We start from the raw sequence: 26,488 nt of genomic DNA on the forward strand, positions 1-26,488 counted from the left end.
AGTTGTTGGAATTATAGCTGGAATTACTATAGTAGGCTGTATAGCTTTCCTTTCAGTGAAGGAATATGTTAATTCCAAAGAAGACTCTAATTATGTGCTAAATTACATAAAAGAACATAAGGATGATAAAACAACTTCTTTAATTGTTAAAAGAAATGGTGAAACATTGACATCAATAAATGAAAAAGAAAAATTACCGCTAGCAAGTATGTCGAAAATCGTTATAGCAATTGAATATGCTAAGCAAGTAGCTGAAGGGAAAATAAGAAAAGACGAGAAAATTTCATTGAAAGAATTAGAAAAATACTATGTGAAAAATACTGATGGTGGTGCACACCCTGCATGGCTAGATGATGTAAAAGATAAAGAGTTAGTGAAGGGTGGTCAAACTTCTTTAGAAGAAGTAGTGAAAGGAATGATCCATTATAGTTCGAATGCGAATGCATCATATTTATTGGACAAGCTTGGAGCAGCGCGGATAAATGAAAGTTTGAAAGAGTTAGGCTTAAATAGTCACGATGAATTTTATCCAACGTATACAGGGGCATTATATATGAGGGGCTATGTTGAAAAAGAACTGCATATTCCTCAAAATAAAGCATTGGACAAGCTACGTAATATGTCTAATGATGAATATGTTAAGCATGTATGGCAAATACATGAATGGATGAAAGACGAGAAAGAATGGACAAAACGCGAGATATCGTTAAAAGCCGATATGGATTTTCAGCGTATTTGGTCAGATCGGTTTATAGGTGCAAATGCGAAGGATTACATGAGTTTATTGGAAAAGATAAATAGCAGAAATTATTTTACACCACAAATGCAAGGTGAGGTTGAGAATATATTTAAAGGAACCGTAGGAGAGGGTATATTCGAATTTGCTGGACAGAAAGGTGGTTCTACGGCATTTGTATTAACAAATAGTTTCTATGGTACTGATAAAAAAGGGAATAAGATTGAGATTGTCTTTATGATGAACAATTTGAGTGAAAAAGCATTTGAAAAACTTTTAAGTAATATGGATTACTTTATTCGAGATATTGTCATAAGTGAGGAATTCAGAAATAAATTATAATGAAATAATTTTATTATGTAAACAAAGGGGCACTTATGAAAAGTGCTCTTTTGTAATACAGGATTTTCCAATATTATTATTGAATATAGATGGAAAATAAGAAAGGAGGTTAAAAAATGACAACAATATATTTCGTTCGCCATGCCCATTCTACATATACAAAAGAAGAACGGGAACGACCTTTATCTGAAAAAGGGCACTGTGATGCAGAAAATGTAACGCATTTATTAAAAGATAAACATATTGATGTTGTTATTTCTAGTCCTTACAAAAGAGCAATCCAAACTGTACAAGGAATTGCGAATACATATAAATTATCAATACAAACTGAAGAAGATTTGCGTGAAAGATTATTGAGCACAGAGCCAGTATCAAATTTTAATGATGCTATGCAGAATGTGTGGAAAGATTGGAGTTTTGCATACGAAGGCGGAGAATCGAATACTGTAGCACAAAAGCGCGCTGTAATATGTATACAAAATATATTAAAAAAATATGAAGGTAAGAATATTGTAATAGGTACGCATGGAAATATTATGGTATTACTAATGAATTATTTTAATTCGAAATATGATTTGGAGTTTTGGAAAACACTTCATATGCCTGATGTGTATAAATTAAATTTTGATAAAAATCGTTTCATTTCTGCTGAAAGAATAGAGAAAACAGGTCATCGGTTAAATATTTTGTAAAAGTTTATCAAAAAAAGAGGAAAGAGAGAAGTTATTGTAGAAGTATGACTTTGTAACATAAAAATTATATGTTAAAGGAGGCTGTTTACATGTTTGAGAAAGAGAAAGAAGGGCTTATTGAAGTTCACAACGTATATGAAATTGCACCAGCAGATGGAACAATTATTGGTATGGCAACAGAAGAAGAAATGGAAATTGCTGCTGAACTAGAGCTGCAGTACTATGCCCATTCTCGTTTGCTAGAAGCAAATATTCAGTTAGACGGTTCCTCCTATAAAGAGTTACTTCAGGAGTTCCAGGAGTACGAAAGAAAATCAATGAGCTTTTGGCGAGCAATACATAAGCGTTTAGCTGTGCCATGGGCATGGGTATTACGTATTGATGTTGCGAATGGCCCTATTTATGTAAGTAATGGGAATGCTTATTACGAAGAAATCGATGATGAAGAAGATTATGAATAGATAAGTAAGGAAGCAACTTTAGTTGCTTCCTTTTTTTATTTATAGAGATTGAACAGCCCCAATAATAATATCAGGCCGATCAATTTCGATTCCGTGACCAGCATGTTCGGCAAGTATATATTGGCTATGTATTGAGAGTTGTAATTGTTCATGGATCAGTTCTTGCCACATTGCTTCAAGTTGTGTTGCTTCCTCTTTTGGCATGCCACCATTAGTCAATTGAGTAATAGAATATTGAGGATCTCTACCGATAACGATTAATGGTATTTCTAATGTTTTACATAGCTCTTTTAGTGAGAGAGCACAGTTTTTCCACTCCGATAGTTCAGAAGCTGTCGCTTTATATAATGAAGGCGAGGTAGAGAATCCAATTTGCTGTTTTGATTGATCGGTGAGAATAGGTTTTAGTTCATTATAAAGTGTGTCTACATCCATTTTGGAGTATGTATTATATTTTTCAAGCCACATATCATCCGAGTCAGTTTGATCAGAAATTGGTAAATGAAGTTCATCTAAACGGTGTAAGTTCATCGAAGTAGAATCAACTAAAATAAGTGCTTGCAGCTTATCTTCATGTAACATCGCAAAATGTTGTGCACATAATCCTCCATAGGAATGACCGATTAGAATAAATGGCTCTTGAATAGCTAGTTTGTTTAGTAACATATGCAGCTCTTTTGTAACTTGCCTTATTGTACGTGGTTGATTTCCTAGCTCACTTTTCCCGTAACCTGGGCGATGGTATGAAACGACTGTAAAGTGCTGTGAAAGCTTTTTTATAATAGGAAGCCAATCATAAAATGAGCAACTCATTCCGGTTTGAATGACTACAGTTTGTTTACCACCTCCTTTTATATGTACTTCTATATTTTGCCCCATTATTTCTACAAATTTATGAATGTTAATTCCTCCTAAGCTTGAAATAATTTTTGACAAGCAAAAACGATACACCAAACACCTATACCGAGTAGGACAGATGTACTAAGTGTAAATGAATTTTTTAAACCAATATAGACAATAAATAATAGTAGTGCTGATGCGGGGAATCCATATAATACCCCTAAAGCAAATTGACCCAATTCTTGTTTATTCCCGCCTTCAAATGAAATCCAAAATAGACTAAGTAAACTCACGAGAGGAAGGGCAGCAATAAAGCCACCTATCGTACTGTAGTGTTTAGCGACTTCAGTGATAACGCCGATAATAAGTGCCGAAACGATTACTTTAACGAGGAAATGCATATTTTGCCTCCTTCGCTAATAACGAAAATGCTTTTTCAATTAATTGTTGTTCTTCTTTTGATAACTGTGATTCTAATATTTTTATCTTTTCTTTATCTAGTAAAGTATGTTTTTCTAATACTTCAATTCCTTCAATTGTTAATGTAAGGTTTACCACTCTTTCATCTTTTTTATTTCTCTCTTTAACGATGAACCCCTTTTGAATAAGGCGCTTTATATGTTCAGATGCTGTGTTATGAGAAAGGCTAAGCTCAGTAGCGACTTTTCCAATTGTTATATCTTTCTCACGAGAAACGATTTGTAAAATACGAATTGCTTGGTGGGAAAGATTGTCCTCGTATTCGTATCGTAAGTGATAATAAATGCTCTCCCAATGTTGATTAATGTTGTTCATAATAATAAATCCCCTTTTTTATATCGTATAATAAGATATATTCGTTGTTTTAGAAATAAAATCCTTTTATTTGGATAAAAAATGTTGAAAAAGTTTATTTTTATTGAAATATAAGGTAATCTATGTGTAAAGGTATACATTTAGCAAGAGAGAGGATGATAGTTGTGAATACATTCAAATGGATGAGTCATGAACAGATGTATGTAGATGAAATACATGTTGAAAAATGTGGTCCTCTTTCAGTCGGCGTATATGGGGGAAATCAAGAAAGTGATGCATATGAACGAGGAGATGCGGTACTTGCTTGGTGGGACCCTGAATTACAATTTGAATTTGTTATGATTTTTGATACACACCACAAAACAAAAAATATTGATTATATAATAGAAGCGATTTCAGAAAGAAAAGAGAAATTAAAAGAGTTATTTTCCTATCCAATACATTTAGCTTTTCATCATACACATATGTACTTATTAGCGTTATTTACAGATGAGTTATTTATTAAAAAGTGTGATCAAGATGATGAGGAACTCGCTTGCTTAATTTGTTTACGAAAAGGCGAATTTTTATATTGGTTATCAGTTGGTGATTGTTTCGCGTATTTATTCCATTCTGAGAAAACGAAAAATGGAAAAGGACGATTAAATAAACGGAAAAATTACGAATATATTGGCAGGAAAAATATTTTTGCAGCAAATACACCTTGCTTTACGTCAGGTGTAAGAGGATTAGAAAAAGGAATGAATCACATTGTAATGGCAACGGACGGTATTTTAGAGTGTGACAAACGAAGGTTTGATGATGATCAATCTTTAGTAGAAATATTACACGACGGAAATAGCTTGCAGATTGAGCCCGTATTAACAAATGTACTGCAGTGGAAAGGTAGAGACTGTGCCACGATTATTGGATGGTCTATTGATACTGATAATAAACAATGTGCTAATTAATATAAAAGGAGTTCAAGGTTTTTATCCTTGAACTCCTTTTTGTTAAGCAATATGGATGTGATATGTTTTCAACCATTCATTTACTTGTAGCATATACTCCATGGCACTTCTTGCTTCAAAATTGTTAATCACTTTATTACTTTGATCAGCAATTGAAAGTAAGATGGAATGGTTAATAAGTGAGAAAATAGGATTGTTTTTATTGTTACACATATCAAGTGTTAAATTACGGATTGTTTGTAAGTAGTGTGGATCTTGTGAAGTTGGATAAGCGCTTTTTCTTCTATTGCGTACATCGTCAGGTAAAGCTGGTTGTAGTGCTCTACGTAAAATGCCTTTTTCAATATTATCAATACTTTTTATGTTGAAAGGAACATTCCATAAATATTCAACTAATCTATAATCGCAAAACGGTACACGAACTTCAAATCCAACAGCCATACTCATACGATCTTTACGGTCAAGTAAGAAAGGAAGGAATCTTGTTAAAAATAAATAAAACATTTGACGTTGTTTCGCGGATTTTTTACTTTCGCCTTCAAGAGTAGGTACTTCAAGTATCGCTTCTTGGAATCGTGTATCAATATAGTCTTCTAGATTACATTGGTTACTTACTTCATTTAGTAGAAGAGGAGATGTATTTTTCCAATTTGTTAGCCAAGGAAACTTATCTACATATAGTAGTTCTTCTTGATGAAACCAAGGATATCCACCGAATACTTCATCAGCCGATTCGCCGGATAAAGCTACGGTCGCATCTTTTTTCATTTCGCAAAATAGTAAATATAGTGAAGTTTCCATTTCACCAGCACTCGGTAAATCTTTTGCATGAAGGGGAACGAATAAGTGATTTGCTAATTCTTCAGCATTCACAATGATATCATGATGCGCTGTCCCGACATGTTCAGAAACGCGTTTTACCCAAGGAGCGTCTAAACCAGTGCGAGCAAATGTCAGTTCGAAATCTTTTGCGCTATTTACAAAGTCAACAGAATACGTATGAAGTGTTTTATTTTCAGCAGCAAATTCTTTACCCGCAAGTGCAGTAATACCGCTAGAGTCTAATCCGCCTGATAACATACAAACGAGAGGAACATCGGCAATTAATTGTCTTTTTACTGTATCTTGTAAAATAGATAAAATATGCGAAGATGTATCTTCTATAGAGTCTGTATGGAACTTACTTTCTAAATTCCAATACTTAGTAACTACTTTTTTATGACGTGTAAATGTTATAGAATGTCCAGCACGTACTTCTTGAATATGTTTAAAGACGCCACATCCTGGAGTGCGAAATAAGCCTAATCCAAATATTTCATTTATTCCATTCGCATCAATTTCAGCAGGGACAGATGGATGCGCTAATAATGCTTTAATTTCAGAGCCGAAAATAATACTGCCATTTCTTTCTGTAAAAAAGAGTGGTTTTACACCTAAATGATCTCGTGCTAAAAACAATTGTTGCTTCTGATCATCCCATAAGGCAAAAGCGAAAATTCCGTTTAAATGTCGTACGCAGTCTTCTTTCCATTCTAAATAAGCATGTAGTAATACTTCTGTATCTGAATGGGTTTCAAATGCATGCCCACATTTTTGAAGCTGCTCTCTCAGTTCACGGAAATTATAAATTTCTCCATTATAAGTAAGAGCATACGTATAATCACCAGCACGAAATGTCTTAGGCTGTGTCCCGCCTTCTGGATCAATTACAATTAAACGCCGGTGTGCAAAGGCCGCATGAGGTGAAAACCAAAATCCTTCAGCATCCGGACCACGATGCTGAATACTATTTGCCATCTTTTTTAAAATAACATGTTGATTTGCAAGGTCTTCTTTCCAATCTACCCAACCTGTAATTCCACACATACACATCTCATCTCCTAATTTTTAAAATAGATTAATGAAATAAAATGTACACTAAATTAAAGAGTGACTATATAAATAGTGTACTACATGAATTAAATTACAGACTTGAGAAAGTTTTCTTTGAATGCATAGTTATGTGAGAAAATGGCTAAGGGAAAGTATTCCATTCCATACAAAAAATAAAAAAGATGAGAGAAAAAATTTTCTCAGACGTTATATAGGGTGTAAAAGCTTTTACAAAACAATAAGGGGAATCGCTACATGAAATCAAATGAGAAAAATTTTATAAAAAGATTACAGCGGCAAAAAGAAGACGCGTTAGAATTCGTTGTCGATACATACTTACCACTCATAAAGGGGATCACGCATAAAGTTCTACTTCCCATTCAAAATGATGGACTCATAGAGGAATGTATAAACGATATATTTCTTTCCATTTGGAATAACGCAAATAAATTCCATGGAGAGCCGAGTGATTTTAAAAAGTGGATTGCAGCGATTGCGAAGTTTAAAGCAATTGATTATTACCGGAAATCGACTAAAACAGTAGAAATCATTTCAGATGAGTTTCATATCAGTACAGAAAAATCAGCAGAAGACGAATTAATCGTTATGGAAGATAGGGAAGAATTATTGAAGCTCATTAATCAATTAGAACCGCTAGATCAAAAGGTGTTCATTATGAAATATTTACTTGGTATGAAGACAGAGGAAATAGGTGACAAGTTAGGATTAACTCGGGCAGCAATTGATAATCGAGTGTACCGGGGGAAAAAGAAACTACAACAAAATGCTACGAATATTAGTTTTGGAGGTAGTGCAATATGAAAGACATTTATGAACTATTAAATGATATTGATATAGATGAAAAAGAACTAGAAGAAATTGAGGCTTCTGAAATTGAAAAGGAAAAAGTAAAACGAAATGTAAAACAATCGATACGTACGAAGAAAAAGATGAAAAGTTGGAAAAAAGGTGTCGCTGCTGCATCAATTTTAGTAGGGTTATCGGTTGCAACTCTTGGTATCGGTTTTCCTACATATGCCGGGGGATTGCCAATTGTAGGTGACATATTCCGATTTTTAGATAATGGTAGAACGGGGTTATATGAAAATTATAAGGAATTTTCGACTGAGTTGAATATGACAAAAGAGAGTAATGGGGTTAAGGTTACAATTAATGATGTAATTTCTGATGGCAGAACATTATCTATAACGTATTCACTGGAAAGTGAGCAGGACTTAGGGGAGGATCCTATCATATTAGGTGGATTGGATATAATGGACGCTCATGGTAGTTCAGGCAGTGGTAAAATGACTAAAGTTACTGAAAAAAAGTATGTAGGTATGGTAACAACGACGCATCATGATAGCAATAAAAAGGACAAAGTAAACTTTAGATGGAATATAGAGAGAATAGAGATGCCAGATAGGAAAAAATCAATACAAGGTAATTGGAATTTCGCGTTAACTGTAAAATCAGTGGATAGTAAAGAGAGAACAATTGGTGGGAGTTCAGAAAAAGAAGGTATAAAAGCAAATATGGAAAAGGTCGCAATATCGCCAGTTTCATTTATTCTTTATTACAATCAAGAGGTTTCTAAGGGCGCGAGGAAAGAATGGGATAGTGTAGATGTTGAATTGACGGTTAAGGATGATTTAGGGAATATTTATTCGGGTGAAGGAAATGGGGGAAGTGGCAACGATCCTTACAATATACATTGGAGTGCCACCTTCCAAAAACTAAACGAAAATGCAACAAAGCTTATCGTTACACCTCGCGTGCACTTGCGAGTACATACACCTGAAAATCATGGTGGAGTAGAGTATGTGAATGGGAAAGAGAAGAAAATAGAAGTGCCGAAAAAAGAAGCGAAGAGCAAAGATATTGTGTTAGATGATATTGTCATTGATTTAAAGAAATAAAAGAGAGACTGCCTAAAATCATTTAGGCAGTCTTTTTTCGTTAAGAACTAGTGACGAATAGTGCATGCGGATGTTGCGTTTTATACTCATCTTTCCACGGAATGTTTAGTTGTTCCCACGATTCGCCGCTATCATTGGATTGAAAGACGCCATTGTTATTTAACGTGTAAAACGTATGTGGTTCGGCTTCGTTTGTCGCAAACATCGAAATGACTGTACCGATTGCAGATGGTAGTCCTTGTTGTACTTGCTGGAACGGAGTATCTTTCGTTTTTCGATAAATATAAGATTCATAAGGGATATGATGATGAGCGAGATCAGCACTTGGCGCAGCAGAAACGAGAATCGTATCACAATCAGCTGGATCGATAGCCATGCTGTATAAATAATGATGTTCAAGTCCTGCACTACATGAGATCCAACTGTTTCCATTGTTATAACTCTCAAGATAAGCACGATCAGGTCCGCCCATAAATCCGTCACCACATGATGCATAAAGGCGATTTGGTGCTTTAGGGTGCATAAGTAATTGATGAGCATCGATAGGAGCACCGAATTTTTTATCAATCCATGTATGCCCTTTATCGTTACTTTGAATAACAGCACCAGCTTCGATTGAAACGTGTATTGTATTAGGGTTATTTGGGTCAACTGTAATCCAGCGTACGTGATGGGTAAAAGGTCTAGGCGGAAATGCCCACGTATAAGAAGATAATAATGATTTCATATTTTTAAGTTCAGTCCACGTTTCACCACCATTTTCAGAGCGAAATAAAGCGCTCGGTTCTGTGCCGACATAAACGACACCATATCCGTTAACTTGTTCATTTGAGCTTATTGTTATGGAAGTGATAGAGGAGTGCAAAATACCATCTTCTTTAGGGAAATCAAAGTAACGATAAGAATCTCCAATTGGTCTCCATGAATCCCCACTATCGTCACTTAACCATAGACCTCGTCCAAATGTTCCGCAATATACACGATTCTTTTGAAATGGATCAACAGCGATACAGGTAGGTTGCATATTTTGTAAGTGATAAGTCGTTTCATAGTTATCATTGTGTTCTTTCACTACAACAAGTTCACGTTCCATACAGAGAAATAAACGTTTCATTTAAGTAACCTCCTTAAAAATTCTTTCATTAGTAAACAATATGAAAATAAAAAAGAAGTAGTCTTGTTTTATTTGAGAAAAAGGGATTGTTTAAAAAATAGCGAAGTGTGTATACAGAGGAAGCGGGCGTTTACAATCAGTCAATTCGGGATAAAGATGGGGAGTTTGTTTCATACTAACATACAGATATTGTACTTAAAGGAGTATAAGTATGGGAGATTCGCATGATCATGGTCATTCAAAAAATAAAAAGGCGTTACTAATTGCCTTCCTACTAACAACAAGTTTTATGATTGCAGAAGTTGTTGGTGGATTTGTAACAAATAGCTTAGCACTACTATCTGACGCGGGGCATATGCTAAGTGATGCAGTATCTTTAGCTTTAAGTTTACTTGCGTTTAAACTCGGAGAAAAAACAGCAACAACTACGAAAACATACGGGTATAAGCGAGTCGAAATGTTAGCAGCATTATGTAACGGTGTCGTTCTTATTGTCATTTCGGTATACATTTTTATTGAAGCAATCCGTCGTTTTAAAGAACCAGTTGAGATTGCTAGTAATGGGATGCTCATTATTGCAGTCCTTGGTCTGCTTATTAATATTTTATCAGCTTGGATATTAATGAGAGGCGGAGATGTGAAAGGTAATTTGAATTTAAGAAGTGCTTTCCTGCACGTACTAGGCGATCTATTGGGTTCCGTCGGAGCGATTATTGCTGCGTTACTTATTAAATTTTTCGGATGGACTGCTGCAGATGCGATTGCTAGTATTCTTGTGTCTATTTTAGTCATTATTAGTGGATGGCGTGTAACACGTGATACGGTTCATATATTAATGGAAGGTGCACCACAGCACATAAATGTTGAAGAGGTAAAAAGTACGTTATTAAATATTCCGATTGTCAAAGAAGTTCATGATTTGCACATATGGTCTGTCACATCAGATTTTCAAGTATTAACATGTCATCTTATTATTAAAGGAAATGAAACGCAAAGTGTATTAAAAGAGGCTACGTATGTATTAAAGGAGAAATTTCATGTAGAACATGTCACCATTCAAGTAGAAATAGATGGTGAATTTAATCATGATGAGACAACTTGCAAAGTATGAAAGAAAAAGGATAAGAAAAAGTGTCATAACATTTTTCGCACGGCATACATATATATAATGTGGCCACAAGTACTTTGCAAGGTAAATATTTCATGAAATTACTTTACTTATAAAGAGTCATCTTTTATAATCAAAAGTGGTAATTGATAGAGATTATCATTTTCAATGATCGTAGAAAGGAGTTTTTTAAAAGATGAGTAGTCAACTCCGTTTTGCTGTTGAAAATCGTAAGAGGCATTTAATTGATGAGTTAATTGGAGCAGGTGTGTTTAAGATTCGCGACCGACAATTATACGAGCTGTCTTTAGAGGAATTGGAAAAAGAGTACGAAGATATGGAAGATTATGCGAATATTCAGGCGTAGCTATATAGATTAGTAAAAGGAGAGCTGGTTACGATTTTGTGTAACCAGCTCTCTTTTTATTTCGTAGAAATTATTTTTTGTATTTCTTTCATGGGACGGAGCCAGTTTTGGGTCATTATTTGTTCCATTTGTTTTTCGTCCTGCTTCTGTAATGCTTGAATGATAGAGTGATGTTCTTCAATAGATTGACTTGCTGGAACAAAGTTTTGGAAAAACAAATATTCAAGACGTAAAACGTGAAGTTGCATATTTTCTAGAAAGGGTTCAATATATTGGTTTTTAGCAATAGAAGAAATTGTATTGTGGAATTGTATATCTAATTCTAAAGCTTGTTTTGCGTTTTTTTTCTCTATAGATTGCTGAAAATGCTCATTTATTTCAGAAAGTAGTTGAATATCAGCGTTTGTAATGTTTTGAAGAGCTTGCTTTCCTATAATAGAGTGAAGACCAGCCATCGTTTCATAAATGATAGATACGTCGTCTAACTTAATAGGAGCAATTTTCGTTTTTTGCCCTGGTACCATTTCCACTAATCCAGAAAGCTCTAATATTTGAAGTGCTTCTCTTACAGGTGTTCTGCTTACTCCTAGTGCCTCAGCCAATTCCCCATCATTAATTTTTTCATTGGGCTTCAGTACACCTTCAATAATCCAATTTTGTAGTTGATTTAAAACGAGTGATTTTGCTGAAACTCTTCCTGGTTTTTTATAATTTTGAGGGACAGGCATAGTGAATTCAATCCTTTCATTCTATATTTTCCTTTTTTGCATGAACAAGCTTTAATTTTTGTTTCCCTTCATCCGGCTTTTGGCTTAAGATGAGCACCATTACAATGACACAAAAAGCGCCTAATAACTGAAAAGATTGAAATGGCACTTGCAATATAAGTACAGAAGAAATAATAGCTGCGAGTGGTTCTGTGCAACCAAATAATGTTGTTTCTTTCGGAGTCAGGTATCGTATGCTGTCTAAGTATAAATAAAAGGCAATAAGTGTCCCGAAAATGACGACAAATGTGATGAGCGGTAGGGTACTTAGTTTTACATATTTCATAGTTGATAATAAAATGAATTCGTTTGTAGAAATAAAGTGTACAATCGTTACACCAATACCCCCAATAATCATGCCCCATCCAACGATAACGGAGGAAGACCATTTTTCTAACAATTCCTTTGAATATAAACTATAAAAAGCGAGAGATAATCCAGATAAAATCCCCCAAATAATAGCTGGTGTAGAAACAGCCAAGTTATGAACAGACCCGTTTGTTAGTAAGAGAAAAGTGCCTACTAATGAAAGGGTAATTGAAATGAAATCAATTTTTGATGGACGAACGTTCCATTTGAAAAGTAAGTATACAGTGATGAATATAGGAGCTAAATATTGTAATAATGTTGCCACGGCAGCATTTCCTTCTTTAATTGAAGCGAAATACGTATACTGTACAGCAAGCATACCGAATAGACCAAACAAAATCATTTTAATAGCATCAGATTTTTGTTTCCAAATGCTAAATATCTCTTTTTTTCTCGTTCCGAATGAGGAAATAATGAGCAAAATAATTCCAGATATAAGTAAACGGATCGTAACTAACCATTCGGTTGAAACATTGTCATATTGAAAAAGTTGTTGTGCAGCTGTACCAGACAAGCCCCATAAACAAGCACCGATTATGACCATTATAATTCCTTTTAATCGATTTGAATCCATATGATCTAAAATTCTCCTTTCTAAAAATACAAATTGAATACAATATGCAATATATCACAGAATGACTCGTTAATAAACTGAAATTTCTAATTTGTTTTTTATGTATAGTAAAATATTGTAGAGGAGGGGGAGTATATGTTAGCTGGATTTTTAGTTTGTTTATTTGTTGGGTTACTTATCATTTTTTTAGGGTATCAAATACATGTGAAAAAGAGGTTGTTTTTGTTAGCAGGATATCAAGAAGAAACGTTTGTTGGAGATAAAAATAAATTAGCGAAGCTTTCAGGAGCATTTTCTTATATAGTTGGAGTTGCTACTATAATATTACCGCTTGGCTTAGAAAAAATAGGTGCTGTAGTTGGTATCGTATATGCTATATTAATTGTTTTAGGTACAATTGTATTCATAATTAAAGCAAACCTATTAAATAAGAGTGCTATAAAGTAAAAAAGGCTTCATTCTACTGAAGCCTTTTTTAAATTATTATGAAGTATAAGTAAAAGCTGGAATAGGATCAACAAATATATCCCAATCTTGTTTCATTTCTTTCTCTGTTAATAGACAACTATCTAATGATTGTTCAATTAAAGAACGGTTCATATCAATTCCGATAAATACGAGTTCGGTTATTCGATCTCCATATTGTTTATCCCAGTTTTTCAATACTTCTGGTTCTTCTGTAAACATTTGATTTCTTTCAGTTTCAGGTAATGCCGCTATCCACTCACCGGCTCCTTGAATTGTAATAGAGGAACCTGCTTGAGATAGAAGCCCTATCATATTATTACGAGATGCCAGCCAGAAGAATCCTTTAGCTCTTACAACATCTAAAGGCCATCTTTCTAGCCAATTCATAAGGCGCTCGGGATGGAAAGGATATTTGCGGCGGTAAACAAAGGAATTGATACCGTATTCTTCCGTTTCCGGTGTATGATGGTCACTATTTAATTCTTGTATCCAGCCGGCCGATTGACTGGCTTCTTCATAATTAAATAGATTTGTGTTTAAAATTTCTTGTAATGGTACTTTGCTAAACGAAGATTCAAGAACTTTTGCATTAGGATTTAATTTTTTTAGTAAATGATGAAGCTCTATTACATCTTCTTTTTCTAGCAAATCTATCTTATTAAGAATAATTACGTTTGCAAATTCAATTTGATCTATTAATAAATCAATAACTTCTCGGGTATCATTCTCATCGATTGCTTGTTTTCGGTCTAATAAACTTTCTCCATCTGCAAAATCATCCCAAAATCTATTTGCATCTACAACTGTAACCATCGTATCGAGGCGACAATTTTTCGTTAAATCAATGTTAAGAACTTCGTCTGTATAAGTAAACGTTTGAGCAACTGGAATAGGCTCACTTATACCAGAAGATTCAATAATAATATAGTCAATATCACCATTTTCCACAAGACGATTCACTTCTATCATTAAATCTTCTCGTAGTGTACAACAAATACAGCCATTTTGAATCTCTACTAGTTTTTCCTCCGTACGTGAAAAACCACCCTTTTTTATAAGAGATGCATCAATGTTTACTTCGCTCATATCATTAACGATAACAGCTACTTTTAAGTTATTCTTATTGGTCAAAATGTGATGTAGTAAGGTAGTTTTTCCAGATCCTAAAAAACCACTTAATACAGTGATAGGTACTTTTTTCATGAAATGATCTCTCCTTTAAATCGTAATGATTACGTTTTATATTAAACGATAGGAAAAGAAAAATCAATAATAAATCATAATGATTACGATTTAAGAATAGAAATAGACTATAAAATTTGTGTTGTAGTATGAAGCATTTGGACAAGCACATGTTTACATATAAATAAAATGGAGGCGAGAAGCTTGGTCTTTAATAGAGTTTCAAAAGAATTAGTAGGCATAGCTCTTATCGCTATGTTTCTCTTTTTATTATTTTTTGTAGATTTTACAAGTCTAGTAAATTTGCACAAAAATATACCGCAGGAATGGCTGAATGTGAATACGGTATTTTTAAGTATCATTTTTGAAGCAATACCTTTTATTTTATTAGGGGTAATTGTTTCTTCATGTATTCAAGTGTTTGTGACGGAAGATATGATTCAAAAAGTAATGCCGAAATCTCCAATTGTTGCAATGATTCCAGCAGTATTTGTGGGAGTTCTTTTTCCAATGTGTGAATGTGTCATTATACCAATTGTAAGAAGGCTCATTCAAAAGGGGCTACCACTTCATGTAGGCATTGTTATTTTATTGAGTGCACCCATTATGAATCCAGTTGTTCTTTTATCTACTGTATATGCTTTTCCAAAAAATGATTACGTTGTATATGCACGCTTTGGGATAACAATTCTAGTTGCTCTATTTATAGGTCTAATTGTGTATTATTGCTATCGCGAAAGAAATGTTTTAAAAGACGTAGAGGTTTCAGTTCAAATAAGCAAAAAAAAGAGTTGGAAAGATGTTATGAATCACACTGTAGATGAGTTTTTTGATACTGGTAAGTATTTATTGATTGGTGCTTTTTTAGCAAGTGTATTTCAAACGTTTTTTGATCGGAATGTACTGGATGCAGTAGCACATAACGAAGTAATTGCTCCCATTATTATGATGGGATTTGGTTATGTTTTATCAATTTGCTCTGCAGCCGATGCTTTTATAGCTGCGTCTTTTGGACATGTTTTCTCGATAAAGGCACTTCTCGCATTTCTTGTGTTTGGGCCTATGCTTGATATGAAAAATACGTTAATGCTATTTGCGTATTTTCAAAAGAAATTTGTATTCTTTTTGATGGGAATTGTCATTGTATCTGTGTATACCATCCTGCAAATCATAATGTTATAGGAGGTGAGAAAGAATGGAGAAAGAGGAGCAGAAGGCGTATCATCGCTATATACGTGGCATTATTTTAATTGGTTTAGCAATGCTCTTATTTAAACTACTTGTAACAGGAAATATTTATAATTTTATCGCTCCAAAAATGATCAAATTTACGTATATAGCTTTTGTAGTAATTTTAATTTTTGGTATTGTACAAGTTTGGGGAGATGGAAGAGAAAAACAGCATGATTGTAATTGTTGTAAACATCATACAACATCAAAATCAGGGATAAAAAGTTTCTTTGTATATGTTTTATTTGTTGTTCCGATAGTTAGTGCTTTTCTCTTTGGAAGTGTAACAATTGATGGAAGTTTAGCAGGAAAAAGGGGTATGAATCAAAGTGTACAGGCGAGAAGTCTGGAAAGAAACGAAAAAGAGGGGAAACAGGTTAAGTTTGATGAGCGAGAAGTATTAGTTGATTCAGAAGAAACATCAAATTTAGCAACGACTTATAAAACGGAAGAGCAAGTAGTAAAAAGTATGTTAGGACAGCGTAAACTACAAGTAAAGGATAAGGATTATGTTCAAACAATGAATGTAATTGGTCAAAATATTAATTGGTTTAAAGGGAAAGAAATTACATTTTTAGGGTTTATATATAAGGATAAAGATGTGACGGGTAATAAAGCAGTAGTGGCTCGATATGGCATAACTTGTTGTATTGCGGATGCATCAGTCTGGGGGATGATTGTTACCGGGAAAAATATTGAAAAAATTCCAGAAGAAACATGGGTGAAAATAACAGGATTATTAGATGAAACGACATATAAAGGAACAGTCTTTCCACTTGTAAAAGTAAACAAAATCGAGAAAATTAATAAGCCAACTGACCCATATGTATATGATGCTTTACCTCAATAGAAAAGAATAAATTCTTCATATTTTCATGAAATAGAATCATAATCAAGGCGATAAAAAAATAAAGATAAGAGTAATTTGGTTTGTTAAAAATATGTGCAGAAGGAGTTATGCGATGAACTGGGTTACTCATAAACCATCATTTGAATTTGAAACATTTAGTCCTATTATTCGGTCACAATCTGCGTGGAGTGGACATTTAGATTTTGCATATGACTTAGTACGATTTGAAAAACCAGAAACTTTAGTTGAGTTAGGTACACATTTAGGAGCTTCCTTTTTTAGTTTTTGTCAGGGAGTAAAAGATGGAGGGTTATCGACTAAATGCTTTGCAGTAGATACTTGGGCTGGAGATGGGCATACAGGTCCATATGGAGAAGGGGTTTTTCAAATAGTAGAAAAAGTAGTGAGCGATAACTACCTTAATATAGGAAATTTAATTCGATCTACTTTTGATGATGCTGTAGACCGGTTTCAAGATGAAACGATAAATCTTTTGCATATTGATGGCTATCATACGTATGAAGCTGTTTCTCACGATTATAATACATGGCTACCGAAAGTCGCGAAAAACGGTATTGTATTATTTCATGATATTGAAGTTAGAAGTAGTGATTTCGGCGTATATAAGTTTTGGGATGAGGTAAAAGCGAAGTACCCTCATTTTCAATTTGCGCATTCATATGGACTGGGAGTGTTATTTCCGAAGGGTTGTAGTGATAAGTTTGAGGAAATACTTAAAAATAAAGAAGAAATACAAAATATGTATAAATAAAGGTAGGGCATGCATCATTTTAATGATGTGTGCCCTATTTTTGTGTGGGAAATTATGGTGTGAATTAAAAAGTGAAGATAGTTGTAAAAAGTTTTGTTGCAGCAAATATTAAAAAAGTTAGTATGGGATTTTTCTTTGTAAATAAAGTGAAGCTTTAATACGTTCATATCAATTCGGAATTTTACAGTAGTTAATTTCTTACCTAAGTGCTTTGCACTTACTGAATTTTGAGACGGGGGTCTTATTGGCCGAAAATATCGGGATAAATAAAAATACAACATTTTTTATATTTTTCATTGCGAAAAACGTAATCTACTTTTACAATAGAAAGGGTTGTGAATATATTATACTGGAAAAATAAATCGAAATAATATGAAAATTTTGTTTTGTCTTCGCTAATTGTATATTACATACATGTAAGACGACATACGTCATGTTATCGACTTGTAAGGAGAGAAAAAAATGAAAAGTGTAAGATTACCATCGATGCTAGAAATCATAGTTCTTTTATTACTATTTCTTGCTGTTGTCTTTTCCTTCCAAACGATTTTTGATCTCCCAATTCAATTAGCGCTATTTATTTCATGGTTTTTAGTAATTGCGCTTGGATTAAGATTAGGATTTCGTTATCAAGAATTGCAAGATGCAATTACGAAAGGGATTTCTAACGGATTAGAAGCGATACTGATTTTAGTTGCAGTAGGTGCTTTAATTGGAACATGGATTGCTGGTGGGGTAGTACCAACATTAATCTATTATGGATTAGAATTTATTCACCCTAGCATATTCCTATTAGCAACATTAATTATTTGTTCTATAACTTCTATCGCAACAGGAACGTCTTGGGGAACAGTGGGAACAGCAGGTATTGCTATGATGGCGATTGGTGAAGGACTTGGTTTACCACTTCCGCTTGTTGCTGGTGCAGTTCTTTCAGGAGCTTATTTCGGCGACAAATTATCACCACTTTCTGATAGCACAGTTCTTGCAGCTTCTATGGCGAAAGTAGATGTTATTGCTCACGTTCGAGCTATGCTCGTATTAGATGTTCCAGCTTATATTATTACTAGTATTATGTTTACTGTAGCTGGTTGGATGTATGGCGGCGATAATGTAGATTTGAATCGAGTAGAATTTTTAAAAGAAGCTTTATTAAAGCAATTTGATATTAAAATATGGATGCTTGTTCCGGCGGTCATTGTTATCGTTCTATTAGCGATGAAGAAACCGTCTATGCCAACAATTGCAATGGGAGCTTTAATTGGTGCAATTTGGGCAACCCTTTTCCAAGGGATGAACTTTGGAGAGGCGATTGGAACAGCTTATAACGGATTCTCAATTCAATCTGGTGTTGAGTTTGTTGACAAGTTATTAAACCGTGGTGGAATTAACGGCATGCTTGGCTCAGTAGCCGTTATTATTTTCGGTTTAGGATTTGGTGGATTACTTGAAAAACTAGGTGTTTTAAAAGTAATCGTATCAAAATTTGAGAAGAAATTAAATTCTGCAGGTAATGTAACATTGTCTACATTAATCGTGGCATTCTTAGCTAATATATTTGGTTGTGCGATGTATGTATCACTAATTTTAACACCAAAAATTATGGAAGATAGCTATGATAAATTAAAAATAGACCGTCGTGTATTAGCGCGTAACTCAGAAGTAGGTGGAACGTTAACTTCAGGTATGGTTCCATGGTCTGATAATGGTATTTTTATGGCTGGTATTTTAGGTGTAGCAACGTTCTCATACGTTCCGTTTATGTGGTTAAGCTTCGTATCGTTAATTTTAGCAGTTATTTACGGATATACAGGCAAATTCATCTGGTATGTAGATGATGCAGATAAAGGAAAGCAAGCATCATAAAATAAAAATCACCTTCTACAATATGTAGAAGGTGATTTTTTTATTTTTTAATAGCATTTGCTGAAGTTATTTCATTCTCATATTTAGCAATTTTTTGTTGTATCTTTTTTAAGTTTTTTTCAGTGTCTTGAATGAGCTGTAAGACATTGGTCTCCTGTTGTTTCATTAATTCTAACCTTTGAAGGATGGTAGATTCTCCTTCCATAGACCAGTCGATAAATTGTTTTATTTTTTGAATTGGCATACCAGTGTTTTTTAAACACAAAATCATCTCTAAATATTTCAGTGCTTCTTCATCAAAAACTCGATCTCCTTTTTCGTTTCTTTGCAGAAAAGGAAACAGTCCTTGTTTATCGTAATAACGTATTTGAGAAATAGTTAAGTGTTGCATTTTGGCGACTTGCCCAATTGTATAATACATATCATTCATCCTTTTATTACCAAGGTATAATGCCATCTTTGTTAAGTATTTTACCATTATAGTTTGTTTCACTTAATGCATATTTAATAATAATTTTAGCACTTTCAGTGGTTGTATGGCCACCGGGGGAATTTCCATTAAGATCCGTAGTTGTAAAACCAGGAGTTACCCCAAATACTTCTGGACCGTTAGTGGCAAATTCTTTACTAAAAGCTAATGTTAAAGCATTAATAGCTGTTTTTGAAGAATTATATCCTAGTGTATTAATTGGATGTGTTTCACCATTAGCAAACATTGTTAGTGAGGCCATGTCAGTTGTTACATTTATTATTTTACTGTTGCTTGAATTCTTTAATAATGGTAAAAAGGCTTGCATCATTTGGAAAGTTCCAAAAAAATTAACTTCAAATCCTTGGCGTAAAGTTTCAATATTTAATTCACTAGGTAGCATATTGAAGTCTAGCGCTATGCCTGCATTATTAATTAATAAATGTAAGTGATCAGTCGTTTCGTAAATTTTCTTTGTTGCTTCTTGAATGGATTGTGAATTTGAAATATCTACTTGAATATAGGAAACGTTTGAAACATTTAAAGATTCTACGGCTTGTTGTCCAAGTTGTTCATTACGAGCACCTAAAAATACGTGATAATCTTTTTCTGCTAATTGACGAACAAGTTCATATCCAATTCCTTTATTCGCACCTGTTATAAAAGCATATTTTTTCATATTGAATTCCTCCAGTAATGTTATAGTAGGTTACAATGGAAAGGATACAGCCTAAACTTAAGTTTAGGTCAAGAGGAATTTTTTTAAATAAATATAGAATATCTATATATAAGAGTGAGAATTCTTATCATTTAAGAGAAAGTCTGTTATTATAAGAGATGTAGGTATTATATTTTCAAGGGGATGAAAACATGGAGTACAGAATTGAAAGAGATACATTAGGAGAAATAAAAGTTCCAGCTGATAAATTATGGGCAGCACAAACACAACGTAGTAAAGAAAATTTTCCAATTGGAACAGAGCAAATGCCGCTTGAAATTGTAAAAGCATTTGCAATTTTAAAGAAGAGTGCAGCGCTTAGCAATCAAAAATTAGGAAAGCTATCAGAAGAAAAAGCAGAAGCAATTGTAGAAGCTGCGGATGAAGTGATTGCAGGGAAATGGAATGAACATTTTCCGCTTGTCGTATGGCAAACAGGTAGTGGTACACAGTCAAACATGAATGTGAATGAAGTAATTGCAAATCGTGGGAATCAAATTTTGAAAGAGAAGGGATCTGACGTACATATTCATCCGAATGATGATGTGAACATGTCACAAAGTTCAAATGATACATTTCCAACGGCGCTTCATGTAGCTTGTGTAATCGCAGTAGAAAATCACGTATTACCAGCAATTACGAAATTAAAAGAAACTTTAGCAGAAAAAGTAACTGCATTTGAACATATTATAAAAATTGGTCGTACACATTTACAAGATGCAACGCCGTTAACTTTAGGGCAAGAAATTAGCGGATGGCACCGTATGCTTGAAAAAACAGAGCGTATGATTGCAGAGAGCAATACATATATGAAAGAGTTAGCAATTGGTGGAACTGCGGTTGGAACAGGTATTAATGCTCATCCTAAATTTGGTGAGATGGTATCAGAGGAAATTAGTCAATTTACAGGTAAACAATTTGTTTCTGCACCAAATAAGTTCCATGCATTAACGAGCCATGATGAAGTTGTATATACTCACGGTGCATTAAAAGCATTAGCTGCGGATCTAATGAAGATCGCTAACGATGTACGTTGGCTTGCAAGTGGTCCACGTAGTGGTCTTGGAGAAATTATTATTCCAGCAAATGAACCGGGAAGCTCTATTATGCCAGGTAAAGTAAATCCAACGCAAAGTGAAGCGTTAACGATGGTTGTAGCGCAAGTAATGGGGAATGATGCAACAATCGGATTTGCTGCGAGCCAAGGTAACTTTGAGTTAAATGTATTTAAACCTGTTATTGCTTATAACTTCTTACAATCAGCTCACTTATTAGCGGATGCAATTGTTTCGTTTAATGACAATTGTGCAGTTGGTATTGAAGCAGATGAAGAAGTAATTAATGAAAATGTGAATCGCTCACTAATGCTTGTAACAGCGCTAAACCCACATATCGGATATGAAAATGCAGCGAAAATTGCGAAGCATGCTCATAAAGAAGGATTAACTTTAAAAGAAGCAGCATTGCAATCTGGGCTACTAACAGAAGAGCAATTTGATGAAATTGTAGATCCAAAGAAAATGATTGCTCCAAAAGAGTAATAGAAAAAGCCAGGGTTCTGAGTATAGAATCTTGGCTTTTTTGATGTTCATTTTTATGTTTCATCTACTTGCAATACTACAAGCTTCAAAATATATTATTTGTTAGCAGGCGTATTCATTACTTTCATCTGTGGGCAGTTCTCTTTTAAGAGTGAAATGAATTTTTCTTCTTCTAGTGGTATGAAAGTGGTCACTGAGTCAAATAAATTGTAATGGATTTCTAATTGTTGTCTAGTCCATTTTTTTGAATGAAGTTTTTTACCAGAGTATTTAACGTGACGAATATCTTCAAATGGAATTTCAGTATGAAAAATGAAACCGTGTTTTACAACAAGAGATGATTCCGTTACGTTGTAGTGAGAGAAATAGAATGAAGAAAGATTCACGATATTTAGCAGCATCATGAGAGTGAAAAAAATAGAATTTTCATTTTGGAAGAATAATGAAACGAAAAAAATAATTATAAATAATGTAATGAAAATGACGTGGAATGGATTTTTTTTCGCTTTAAATTTCAAGTTAGTCACCTCGGTATACTTGTTCTTTAACTAAATTAAATCATAACATTGTGATAAAACGTGTGAATATGCAGAATTGCATATTCACACGTTTTATTATTCATGTAAAATTTCTTGATGGGATAAATTCAAAAGAAGTTTTGTAATAGTGGAGTGGCATAAAGTGACTTACAAGAATAGAAAGATAGCGTTAGTCATAATTAGTTGTATGATGATTATGAGTAGTTGTGCTAATAAATTTGTTGAAGATAGAAATCGAAAGCATACATTTGTACAAGCAAGTAAGGTTTTAGTAGAGACTGTAAATAGAATATATAAAAAGTAAAGGATGTTTTCTTATACGAAAACATCTTTTTTGTAGTTAAAATTGAATACTGAAGTTTTGTAATGAGTGAATACCAGTTCCATATTCACTAATCGCATATGCGTTCTGTGCAATTTACTTAACGGTAAACCAAGGGTCTTGAAGAATATTCATGTTCTATTTTACATCCTATAAAATGAATTTGTATAAACATATTCGCTTTTCGTTGTATTAAATCCTTTCGATAGATGTTTTTATAAAAGTTTATAAAATGGGCAAACGAAACGTTGAAATGTTTGTTTGTGTTGTGATAAGATGATGAAGTAATAATAAACGATATAGCGATTTGTTTGGTTTTTAAATAAACATTTTGAAGGAGTGTTTAGTATGAGCGATATTTCAGAGAAGTTTTGGGATGCGTCAATAGAGGAATTAAAGAAAGGGTATGTGTTTGATGAAGAAAAAGAGGGGTACATTTGCTTAGCTTGTGGTGAAACATTTATTAAAGGTGTTATTTATCAAGATAATCAAGTTTTGTATGAAGCAGAGAAGTTCGTCCAATTGCATATTCAAAATGAGCATACGTCTATGTTTGATTATTTGCTAAATATGGATAAGAAATTTACTGGATTAACGGATTTACAAAAGAAAATGGTTCAGTTTTTCTATATGGGACTGAATGATAAAGAAATTGTAAAAGAGATGGATGGCGGAAGTACATCAACAATTCGTAATCATCGATTTACACTGCGAGAGAAAATGAAACAAGCAAAAGTATTTTTAGCGCTAATGGAATTATCAGAAGAAAAATCAAAAGTACAAACGAAATTTGTGCCAATTCATAGAACAGCAACGATGGTAGATGATCGATACAATATTACGGAAGAAGAAAATGATGAAGTATTAAAAGCTCATTTTACAGAAGGGTTAGATGGACCTCTCTCTAAATTTCCGAAGAAACAAAAGCGTAAATTAATTATATTGCGTCATTTAGTGAAGAAGTTTGATAGTAATAAAAAGTATACTGAAAAAGAAGTAAATACAGTGATAGAAAATGTATACCCTGATTTCGTAACGTTAAGAAGATATTTAATCGAATATGGATTTTTAGATCGAACAGCCGATGGAAGTCAATATTGGGTGAAGTTATAATCATATGAAAAGAAAATGAATAGAAGCACAGTATTATAACAACTATACAAAGAGATAGATATTGAAAATAGATTTTTAAGAAAAGGAGAAATGAAATTTGAAACCACCTGCAGATAACAATAAAGAAGGTGCGGAGTCACATAAGTTGGAAAGTGAGAGTAAACCGATTTGGAAATCGATGTCGATGTTTTTAGTACCGTTATTATTAAGTAATGTACTACAATCAGTTGGACAATTATTTGGTATGGTAGTAGTAGGAAGATGGCTTGGAGTTAATGATTTAGCGGCCATATCAGCATTCTTCCCATTATTTTTCTTGCTCGTTTCATTTGTAATTGGTATCGGTTCAGGAAGCTCTATTTTAATTGGTCAGGCGTTTGGTGCTAAAAACGAAGATCGTTTAAAAGCTATCGTTGGTACGACGCTGACATTTACCTTTATTATTGGAGTTGTGTTGGCGATAATAGGAAGTATTTTTGCGATGGATATTATGCGTCTAATGGGAACGCCAGAAAATATTATTGAAATAAGTGTACATTATGCACGGATTTTATTTATATCGATGCCAGTATTATTTTTATATTTCGCATATACAACATTTATGAGAGGTACAGGAGATTCTAAAACGCCATTTTACTTTTTAATTGTAAGTACAGCACTAAATATGATTTTATTACCGGTTCTTATTTTTGGATGGTTAGGAGCTCCGAAATTAGATGTGTATGGAGCAGCCTATGCATCTGTTATATCTACAGTTATTACGTTTATTGTCATGCTTGTGTATTTAAAGAAGAAAAATCACCCATTACAACTAGATGGAACGGTTAGAAAATACCTTCGAATGGATGGGGAGTTATTAAAGCTATTGCTAAGGCTCGGTATACCGGCAAGTATAAATATGATATTAGTTTCATTATCTGAGATTGCCGTAATCGCATTTGTAAATCGTTACGGTTCGGATGCAACAGCTGCTTACGGCGTTGTGAATCAAGTTGCAAGTTATGTACAAATGCCAGCAGTTAGCCTTGGTATTACAGTTTCTATTTTTGCAGCACAATCAATTGGGGCGAATCAATTTGATCGATTGCAGAAAGTTGTGAAGGCCGGAATTATTATGAACTACGTCATCGGTGGTGTGTTAATATCTCTTATTTATTTATTCTCAAGAGACATTTTATCACTATTTTTAACGAGTCAAACTACAATTGAAATTGCTCATAGCTTAGTTATGATTACGTTATGGAGTTATTTAATTTTCGGTCATGCACAAATTATTAGTGCGACAATGCGAGCGAGCGGTACAGTACTTTGGCCAACTGTTATTGGAGTTGTTTCAATTTGGCTTGTAGAAGTACCCGTAGCATATTATCTTTCTTACCATACAAGTCTTGGAATAGAAGGCATTTGGATCGGGTATCCAGCAGCATTTATTGTCAGCTTACTATTGCAGTATGCATATTATAAGCTTTCATGGCAAAAGAAACGAATTACACGATTAGTTAGTTAAATAGAAAAATGTCCCTAAGTTATTAGACTTAGGGACATTTTTTCGTAAGTGCAGGTTTACAAATAGCTTTTTAAAGTTATATCAAAATGTTGTCTAATGAGTGTTTTATCACTCATATAAAACTCCCACGCTTTTTCCGGTTCACCGATAATCTCAAAGGATTCCTCTGTAATATATAAAGCGCAATTATCCTCCAGTGCAATTCCTTCTATATTCCCTTGATGATTTTGTAAAAAGGAATGGAAGGCGTTCATTCTGTTTAATTGATTATAATGTGGACAAAATCTTTTATTAACAATACCCCATCCGTTACTCTCTATATAACCAGAATCTTCATAATCTGATCGGATACTAGACGTGAACCAACACATAGCACCAGCGCTATAACCAGCAATAAGTGTTCCTTGTTGCAGAGCCAATAATAATTTTTCATCAAGTCTATGTTCTTCCCATTGCGTAAGCATGTGAATATAGTTTCCGCCACCTAGATAAATTAAATCGGCTGAATGAATCATCTCCTCTATTTCATACTTAGAAGGTGAATCTGTTGTAATGCGTAAAATTTGTACTTCACAATGTAATTGTTTTTCAAACGTGTCTAAAAATAATTTTATATAGCTTTCATCATCATGACTAGCCGTTGGAATAAACAATACTTTTGGATACTGTTTATTTGTTAATTCTATAAGGCGTTCATTAATAGGCAAGTGATTTGAATCTTGTAAATCACCGCCACCAATGACAGCTAATTTCATAGTAAAGCACCACCTAATCATTTTTGTTATATAAAAATTCGATAGAAGAGAGTTACATTCCTTCCGTAATGTAATCAATAATTAGAAAATGTAGCTTAAGTATATCGGAATAGTAAAGAAACTACTGACTATATATACCAATACATTAGAAACCATTCATTGATATATAATATTTCATACTAATGTTTCAAAAAATGGAAAAAATATGTTGAAATAGATGTAATGGAGCATTCATTCATATTGAATTTAT

29 protein-coding genes are annotated in these 26,488 nt (G+C 33.7%); 17 read left to right on the forward strand and 12 right to left on the reverse strand.

Annotation, left to right across the window (positions count from 1 at the left end):
* The 3 genes from ACQGSG_RS15490 to ACQGSG_RS15500 all read left to right on the forward strand — a co-directional run.
* The coding region (locus tag ACQGSG_RS15490) for a serine hydrolase (RefSeq protein ID WP_426947591.1) at window positions 1–1,078 on the forward strand (1,078 nt) is incomplete at its 5' end.
* 116 nt (window positions 1,079–1,194) lie between these two features.
* The gene (locus ACQGSG_RS15495) at window positions 1,195–1,770 is read left to right on the forward strand and encodes a histidine phosphatase family protein (protein ID WP_000208266.1); all 576 of its coding nucleotides are present in this window, start codon (window positions 1,195–1,197) and stop codon (window positions 1,768–1,770) included.
* Between the two features lie 89 nt (window positions 1,771–1,859).
* Window positions 1,860–2,231 carry a hypothetical protein gene (locus ACQGSG_RS15500; RefSeq protein WP_000461766.1) on the forward strand — a complete coding sequence of 124 codons (372 nt, stop codon included), beginning with the start codon at window positions 1,860–1,862 and terminating at the stop codon, window positions 2,229–2,231.
* Window positions 2,232–2,270: 39 nt separating this feature from the next.
* Here ACQGSG_RS15500 and ACQGSG_RS15505 read toward each other — a convergent pair whose 3' ends face one another.
* From ACQGSG_RS15505 to ACQGSG_RS15515, 3 genes are read right to left on the reverse strand one after another with little or no spacing between them, the layout of a single operon-like run.
* Window positions 2,271–3,182: an alpha/beta fold hydrolase gene (locus tag ACQGSG_RS15505; RefSeq protein ID WP_061139458.1), complete on the reverse strand. Its 912-nt coding sequence runs from the start codon at window positions 3,180–3,182 to the stop codon at window positions 2,271–2,273.
* Complete coding sequence (locus tag ACQGSG_RS15510; RefSeq protein ID WP_098285653.1) at window positions 3,143–3,472, reverse strand: DUF3147 family protein; 330 nt, start codon at window positions 3,470–3,472, stop codon at window positions 3,143–3,145. The genes ACQGSG_RS15505 and ACQGSG_RS15510 overlap by 40 nt, the downstream gene beginning before the upstream one ends.
* Window positions 3,456–3,866, reverse strand: coding sequence for a MarR family winged helix-turn-helix transcriptional regulator (locus tag ACQGSG_RS15515; protein ID WP_001059785.1), 411 nt, complete (start codon window positions 3,864–3,866; stop codon window positions 3,456–3,458). Before ACQGSG_RS15515 ends, ACQGSG_RS15510 begins: the two co-directional genes overlap by 17 nt.
* A 122-nt stretch (window positions 3,867–3,988) precedes the next feature.
* On the opposite strand from ACQGSG_RS15515, the gene ACQGSG_RS15520 reads away from it, so the two are divergent.
* Window positions 3,989–4,816, forward strand: coding sequence for a protein phosphatase 2C domain-containing protein (locus ACQGSG_RS15520; protein ID WP_001999549.1), 828 nt, complete (start codon window positions 3,989–3,991; stop codon window positions 4,814–4,816).
* A gap of 42 nt (window positions 4,817–4,858) precedes the next feature.
* Here ACQGSG_RS15520 and asnB read toward each other — a convergent pair whose 3' ends face one another.
* Entirely contained in the window at window positions 4,859–6,682 is a 1,824-nt protein-coding gene (gene asnB / locus ACQGSG_RS15525; protein WP_044584289.1) for an asparagine synthase (glutamine-hydrolyzing), read from the reverse strand.
* Between the two features lie 261 nt (window positions 6,683–6,943).
* Between asnB and ACQGSG_RS15530 the strand changes: the two genes are divergently transcribed.
* Window positions 6,944–7,510 (forward strand): sigma-70 family RNA polymerase sigma factor, encoded by a 567-nt coding sequence (locus ACQGSG_RS15530; protein ID WP_000840007.1) that lies wholly within the window; start codon window positions 6,944–6,946, stop codon window positions 7,508–7,510.
* Window positions 7,507–8,607: a DUF4179 domain-containing protein gene (locus tag ACQGSG_RS15535; RefSeq protein WP_003312848.1), complete on the forward strand. Its 1,101-nt coding sequence runs from the start codon at window positions 7,507–7,509 to the stop codon at window positions 8,605–8,607. Before ACQGSG_RS15530 ends, ACQGSG_RS15535 begins: the two co-directional genes overlap by 4 nt.
* A gap of 40 nt (window positions 8,608–8,647) precedes the next feature.
* Here the strand turns inward: ACQGSG_RS15535 and ACQGSG_RS15540 are convergent, their stop codons facing one another.
* A complete protein-coding gene (locus tag ACQGSG_RS15540; RefSeq protein WP_098877785.1) occupies window positions 8,648–9,721 on the reverse strand; it encodes a WD40/YVTN/BNR-like repeat-containing protein in 1,074 nt (357 codons plus the stop codon).
* 211 nt (window positions 9,722–9,932) lie between these two features.
* Here ACQGSG_RS15540 and ACQGSG_RS15545 point away from each other — a divergent pair, with 211 nt between their 5' ends.
* Both ACQGSG_RS15545 and fbpA read left to right on the forward strand, forming a co-directional pair.
* Window positions 9,933–10,832, forward strand: coding sequence for a cation diffusion facilitator family transporter (locus tag ACQGSG_RS15545; protein ID WP_098877786.1), 900 nt, complete (start codon window positions 9,933–9,935; stop codon window positions 10,830–10,832).
* A gap of 193 nt (window positions 10,833–11,025) precedes the next feature.
* Window positions 11,026–11,196: a Fur-regulated basic protein FbpA gene (fbpA, locus tag ACQGSG_RS15550; protein ID WP_000098302.1), complete on the forward strand. Its 171-nt coding sequence runs from the start codon at window positions 11,026–11,028 to the stop codon at window positions 11,194–11,196.
* Between the two features lie 56 nt (window positions 11,197–11,252).
* Here fbpA and ACQGSG_RS15555 read toward each other — a convergent pair whose 3' ends face one another.
* Window positions 11,253–11,924, reverse strand: a complete 672-nt coding sequence (locus tag ACQGSG_RS15555; RefSeq protein ID WP_001987091.1) for a GntR family transcriptional regulator — start codon at window positions 11,922–11,924, stop codon at window positions 11,253–11,255.
* 16 nt (window positions 11,925–11,940) lie between these two features.
* Entirely contained in the window at window positions 11,941–12,906 is a 966-nt protein-coding gene (locus tag ACQGSG_RS15560; protein WP_098877787.1) for a DMT family transporter, read from the reverse strand.
* Window positions 12,907–13,041: 135 nt separating this feature from the next.
* On the opposite strand from ACQGSG_RS15560, the gene ACQGSG_RS15565 reads away from it, so the two are divergent.
* Window positions 13,042–13,353 (forward strand): DUF3784 domain-containing protein, encoded by a 312-nt coding sequence (locus ACQGSG_RS15565; protein ID WP_065845451.1) that lies wholly within the window; start codon window positions 13,042–13,044, stop codon window positions 13,351–13,353.
* A 36-nt stretch (window positions 13,354–13,389) separates the two neighbouring features.
* On the opposite strand, the gene ACQGSG_RS15570 is transcribed toward ACQGSG_RS15565, so the two are convergent.
* A complete protein-coding gene (locus ACQGSG_RS15570; RefSeq protein ID WP_065845450.1) occupies window positions 13,390–14,577 on the reverse strand; it encodes a GTP-binding protein in 1,188 nt (395 codons plus the stop codon).
* A gap of 168 nt (window positions 14,578–14,745) precedes the next feature.
* Here ACQGSG_RS15570 and ACQGSG_RS15575 point away from each other — a divergent pair, with 168 nt between their 5' ends.
* From ACQGSG_RS15575 to nhaC, 4 genes are all read left to right on the forward strand, one after another.
* Entirely contained in the window at window positions 14,746–15,738 is a 993-nt protein-coding gene (locus ACQGSG_RS15575) for a permease (protein ID WP_426947596.1), read from the forward strand.
* A gap of 13 nt (window positions 15,739–15,751) precedes the next feature.
* On the forward strand, window positions 15,752–16,636 hold the full coding sequence (locus tag ACQGSG_RS15580; RefSeq protein WP_000409931.1) for a TIGR03943 family putative permease subunit: 885 nt from the start codon (window positions 15,752–15,754) through the stop codon (window positions 16,634–16,636).
* 112 nt (window positions 16,637–16,748) lie between these two features.
* Window positions 16,749–17,408 carry a class I SAM-dependent methyltransferase gene (locus ACQGSG_RS15585; RefSeq protein ID WP_001104673.1) on the forward strand — a complete coding sequence of 220 codons (660 nt, stop codon included), beginning with the start codon at window positions 16,749–16,751 and terminating at the stop codon, window positions 17,406–17,408.
* Between the two features lie 462 nt (window positions 17,409–17,870).
* Window positions 17,871–19,274, forward strand: a complete 1,404-nt coding sequence (gene nhaC, locus ACQGSG_RS15590) for a Na+/H+ antiporter NhaC (protein ID WP_000843992.1) — start codon at window positions 17,871–17,873, stop codon at window positions 19,272–19,274.
* 40 nt (window positions 19,275–19,314) lie between these two features.
* Here the strand turns inward: nhaC and ACQGSG_RS15595 are convergent, their stop codons facing one another.
* Window positions 19,315–19,695 carry a MerR family transcriptional regulator gene (locus ACQGSG_RS15595; protein WP_000291861.1) on the reverse strand — a complete coding sequence of 127 codons (381 nt, stop codon included), beginning with the start codon at window positions 19,693–19,695 and terminating at the stop codon, window positions 19,315–19,317.
* A gap of 16 nt (window positions 19,696–19,711) precedes the next feature.
* Complete coding sequence (locus ACQGSG_RS15600; protein WP_000759549.1) at window positions 19,712–20,422, reverse strand: SDR family NAD(P)-dependent oxidoreductase; 711 nt, start codon at window positions 20,420–20,422, stop codon at window positions 19,712–19,714.
* Window positions 20,423–20,613: 191 nt separating this feature from the next.
* Between ACQGSG_RS15600 and fumC the strand changes: the two genes are divergently transcribed.
* The gene (fumC, locus tag ACQGSG_RS15605; protein WP_000456608.1) at window positions 20,614–22,002 is read left to right on the forward strand and encodes a class II fumarate hydratase; all 1,389 of its coding nucleotides are present in this window, start codon (window positions 20,614–20,616) and stop codon (window positions 22,000–22,002) included.
* Window positions 22,003–22,097: 95 nt separating this feature from the next.
* Here fumC and ACQGSG_RS15610 read toward each other — a convergent pair whose 3' ends face one another.
* Window positions 22,098–22,520: a PH domain-containing protein gene (locus ACQGSG_RS15610; protein ID WP_000669070.1), complete on the reverse strand. Its 423-nt coding sequence runs from the start codon at window positions 22,518–22,520 to the stop codon at window positions 22,098–22,100.
* 163 nt (window positions 22,521–22,683) lie between these two features.
* On the opposite strand from ACQGSG_RS15610, the gene ACQGSG_RS15615 reads away from it, so the two are divergent.
* The 3 genes from ACQGSG_RS15615 to ACQGSG_RS15625 all read left to right on the forward strand — a co-directional run bounded on the left by ACQGSG_RS15615 (window position 22,684) and on the right by ACQGSG_RS15625 (window position 25,483).
* Window positions 22,684–22,845 (forward strand): hypothetical protein, encoded by a 162-nt coding sequence (locus ACQGSG_RS15615; protein WP_000221432.1) that lies wholly within the window; start codon window positions 22,684–22,686, stop codon window positions 22,843–22,845.
* 366 nt (window positions 22,846–23,211) lie between these two features.
* Window positions 23,212–23,976, forward strand: a complete 765-nt coding sequence (locus ACQGSG_RS15620; protein WP_001280278.1) for a DUF2087 domain-containing protein — start codon at window positions 23,212–23,214, stop codon at window positions 23,974–23,976.
* 97 nt (window positions 23,977–24,073) lie between these two features.
* On the forward strand, window positions 24,074–25,483 hold the full coding sequence (locus ACQGSG_RS15625) for an MATE family efflux transporter (RefSeq protein ID WP_000804128.1): 1,410 nt from the start codon (window positions 24,074–24,076) through the stop codon (window positions 25,481–25,483).
* Window positions 25,484–25,539: 56 nt separating this feature from the next.
* Here ACQGSG_RS15625 and ACQGSG_RS15630 read toward each other — a convergent pair whose 3' ends face one another.
* Window positions 25,540–26,238, reverse strand: a complete 699-nt coding sequence (locus ACQGSG_RS15630) for a peptidase E (protein ID WP_000762120.1) — start codon at window positions 26,236–26,238, stop codon at window positions 25,540–25,542.
* Between the last annotated feature and the right edge of the window lie 250 nt (window positions 26,239–26,488).

The organism is Bacillus sp. GMa5/1 (assembly GCF_050172015.1).
GTDB lineage: Bacteria > Bacillota > Bacilli > Bacillales > Bacillaceae_G > Bacillus_A > Bacillus_A cereus.

Bases quoted from the DNA above. Each gene is read 5' to 3' on its own strand.
- ACQGSG_RS15600 (WP_000759549.1), bottom strand. From the start codon at position 20,422: ATGAAAAAATATGCTTTTATAACAGGTGCGAATAAAGGAATTGGATAT.
- fbpA (WP_000098302.1), top strand. From the start codon at position 11,026: ATGAGTAGTCAACTCCGTTTTGCTGTTGAAAATCGTAAGAGGCATTTA.
- asnB (WP_044584289.1), bottom strand. From the start codon at position 6,682: ATGTGTGGAATTACAGGTTGGGTAGATTGGAAAGAAGACCTTGCAAAT.
- ACQGSG_RS15620 (WP_001280278.1), top strand. From the start codon at position 23,212: ATGAGCGATATTTCAGAGAAGTTTTGGGATGCGTCAATAGAGGAATTA.
- ACQGSG_RS15545 (WP_098877786.1), top strand. From the start codon at position 9,933: ATGGGAGATTCGCATGATCATGGTCATTCAAAAAATAAAAAGGCGTTA.
- ACQGSG_RS15575 (WP_426947596.1), top strand. From the start codon at position 14,746: ATGGAGGCGAGAAGCTTGGTCTTTAATAGAGTTTCAAAAGAATTAGTA.
- ACQGSG_RS15585 (WP_001104673.1), top strand. From the start codon at position 16,749: ATGAACTGGGTTACTCATAAACCATCATTTGAATTTGAAACATTTAGT.
- ACQGSG_RS15630 (WP_000762120.1), bottom strand. From the start codon at position 26,238: ATGAAATTAGCTGTCATTGGTGGCGGTGATTTACAAGATTCAAATCAC.
- ACQGSG_RS15555 (WP_001987091.1), bottom strand. From the start codon at position 11,924: ATGCCTGTCCCTCAAAATTATAAAAAACCAGGAAGAGTTTCAGCAAAA.
- ACQGSG_RS15530 (WP_000840007.1), top strand. From the start codon at position 6,944: ATGAAATCAAATGAGAAAAATTTTATAAAAAGATTACAGCGGCAAAAA.
- ACQGSG_RS15565 (WP_065845451.1), top strand. From the start codon at position 13,042: ATGTTAGCTGGATTTTTAGTTTGTTTATTTGTTGGGTTACTTATCATT.
- ACQGSG_RS15535 (WP_003312848.1), top strand. From the start codon at position 7,507: ATGAAAGACATTTATGAACTATTAAATGATATTGATATAGATGAAAAA.
- ACQGSG_RS15570 (WP_065845450.1), bottom strand. From the start codon at position 14,577: ATGAAAAAAGTACCTATCACTGTATTAAGTGGTTTTTTAGGATCTGGA.
- ACQGSG_RS15560 (WP_098877787.1), bottom strand. From the start codon at position 12,906: ATGGATTCAAATCGATTAAAAGGAATTATAATGGTCATAATCGGTGCT.
- fumC (WP_000456608.1), top strand. From the start codon at position 20,614: ATGGAGTACAGAATTGAAAGAGATACATTAGGAGAAATAAAAGTTCCA.
- ACQGSG_RS15510 (WP_098285653.1), bottom strand. From the start codon at position 3,472: ATGCATTTCCTCGTTAAAGTAATCGTTTCGGCACTTATTATCGGCGTT.
- ACQGSG_RS15595 (WP_000291861.1), bottom strand. From the start codon at position 19,695: ATGTATTATACAATTGGGCAAGTCGCCAAAATGCAACACTTAACTATT.
- ACQGSG_RS15520 (WP_001999549.1), top strand. From the start codon at position 3,989: ATGTGTAAAGGTATACATTTAGCAAGAGAGAGGATGATAGTTGTGAAT.
- ACQGSG_RS15500 (WP_000461766.1), top strand. From the start codon at position 1,860: ATGTTTGAGAAAGAGAAAGAAGGGCTTATTGAAGTTCACAACGTATAT.
- ACQGSG_RS15495 (WP_000208266.1), top strand. From the start codon at position 1,195: ATGACAACAATATATTTCGTTCGCCATGCCCATTCTACATATACAAAA.
- nhaC (WP_000843992.1), top strand. From the start codon at position 17,871: ATGAAAAGTGTAAGATTACCATCGATGCTAGAAATCATAGTTCTTTTA.
- ACQGSG_RS15540 (WP_098877785.1), bottom strand. From the start codon at position 9,721: ATGAAACGTTTATTTCTCTGTATGGAACGTGAACTTGTTGTAGTGAAA.
- ACQGSG_RS15580 (WP_000409931.1), top strand. From the start codon at position 15,752: ATGGAGAAAGAGGAGCAGAAGGCGTATCATCGCTATATACGTGGCATT.
- ACQGSG_RS15515 (WP_001059785.1), bottom strand. From the start codon at position 3,866: ATGAACAACATTAATCAACATTGGGAGAGCATTTATTATCACTTACGA.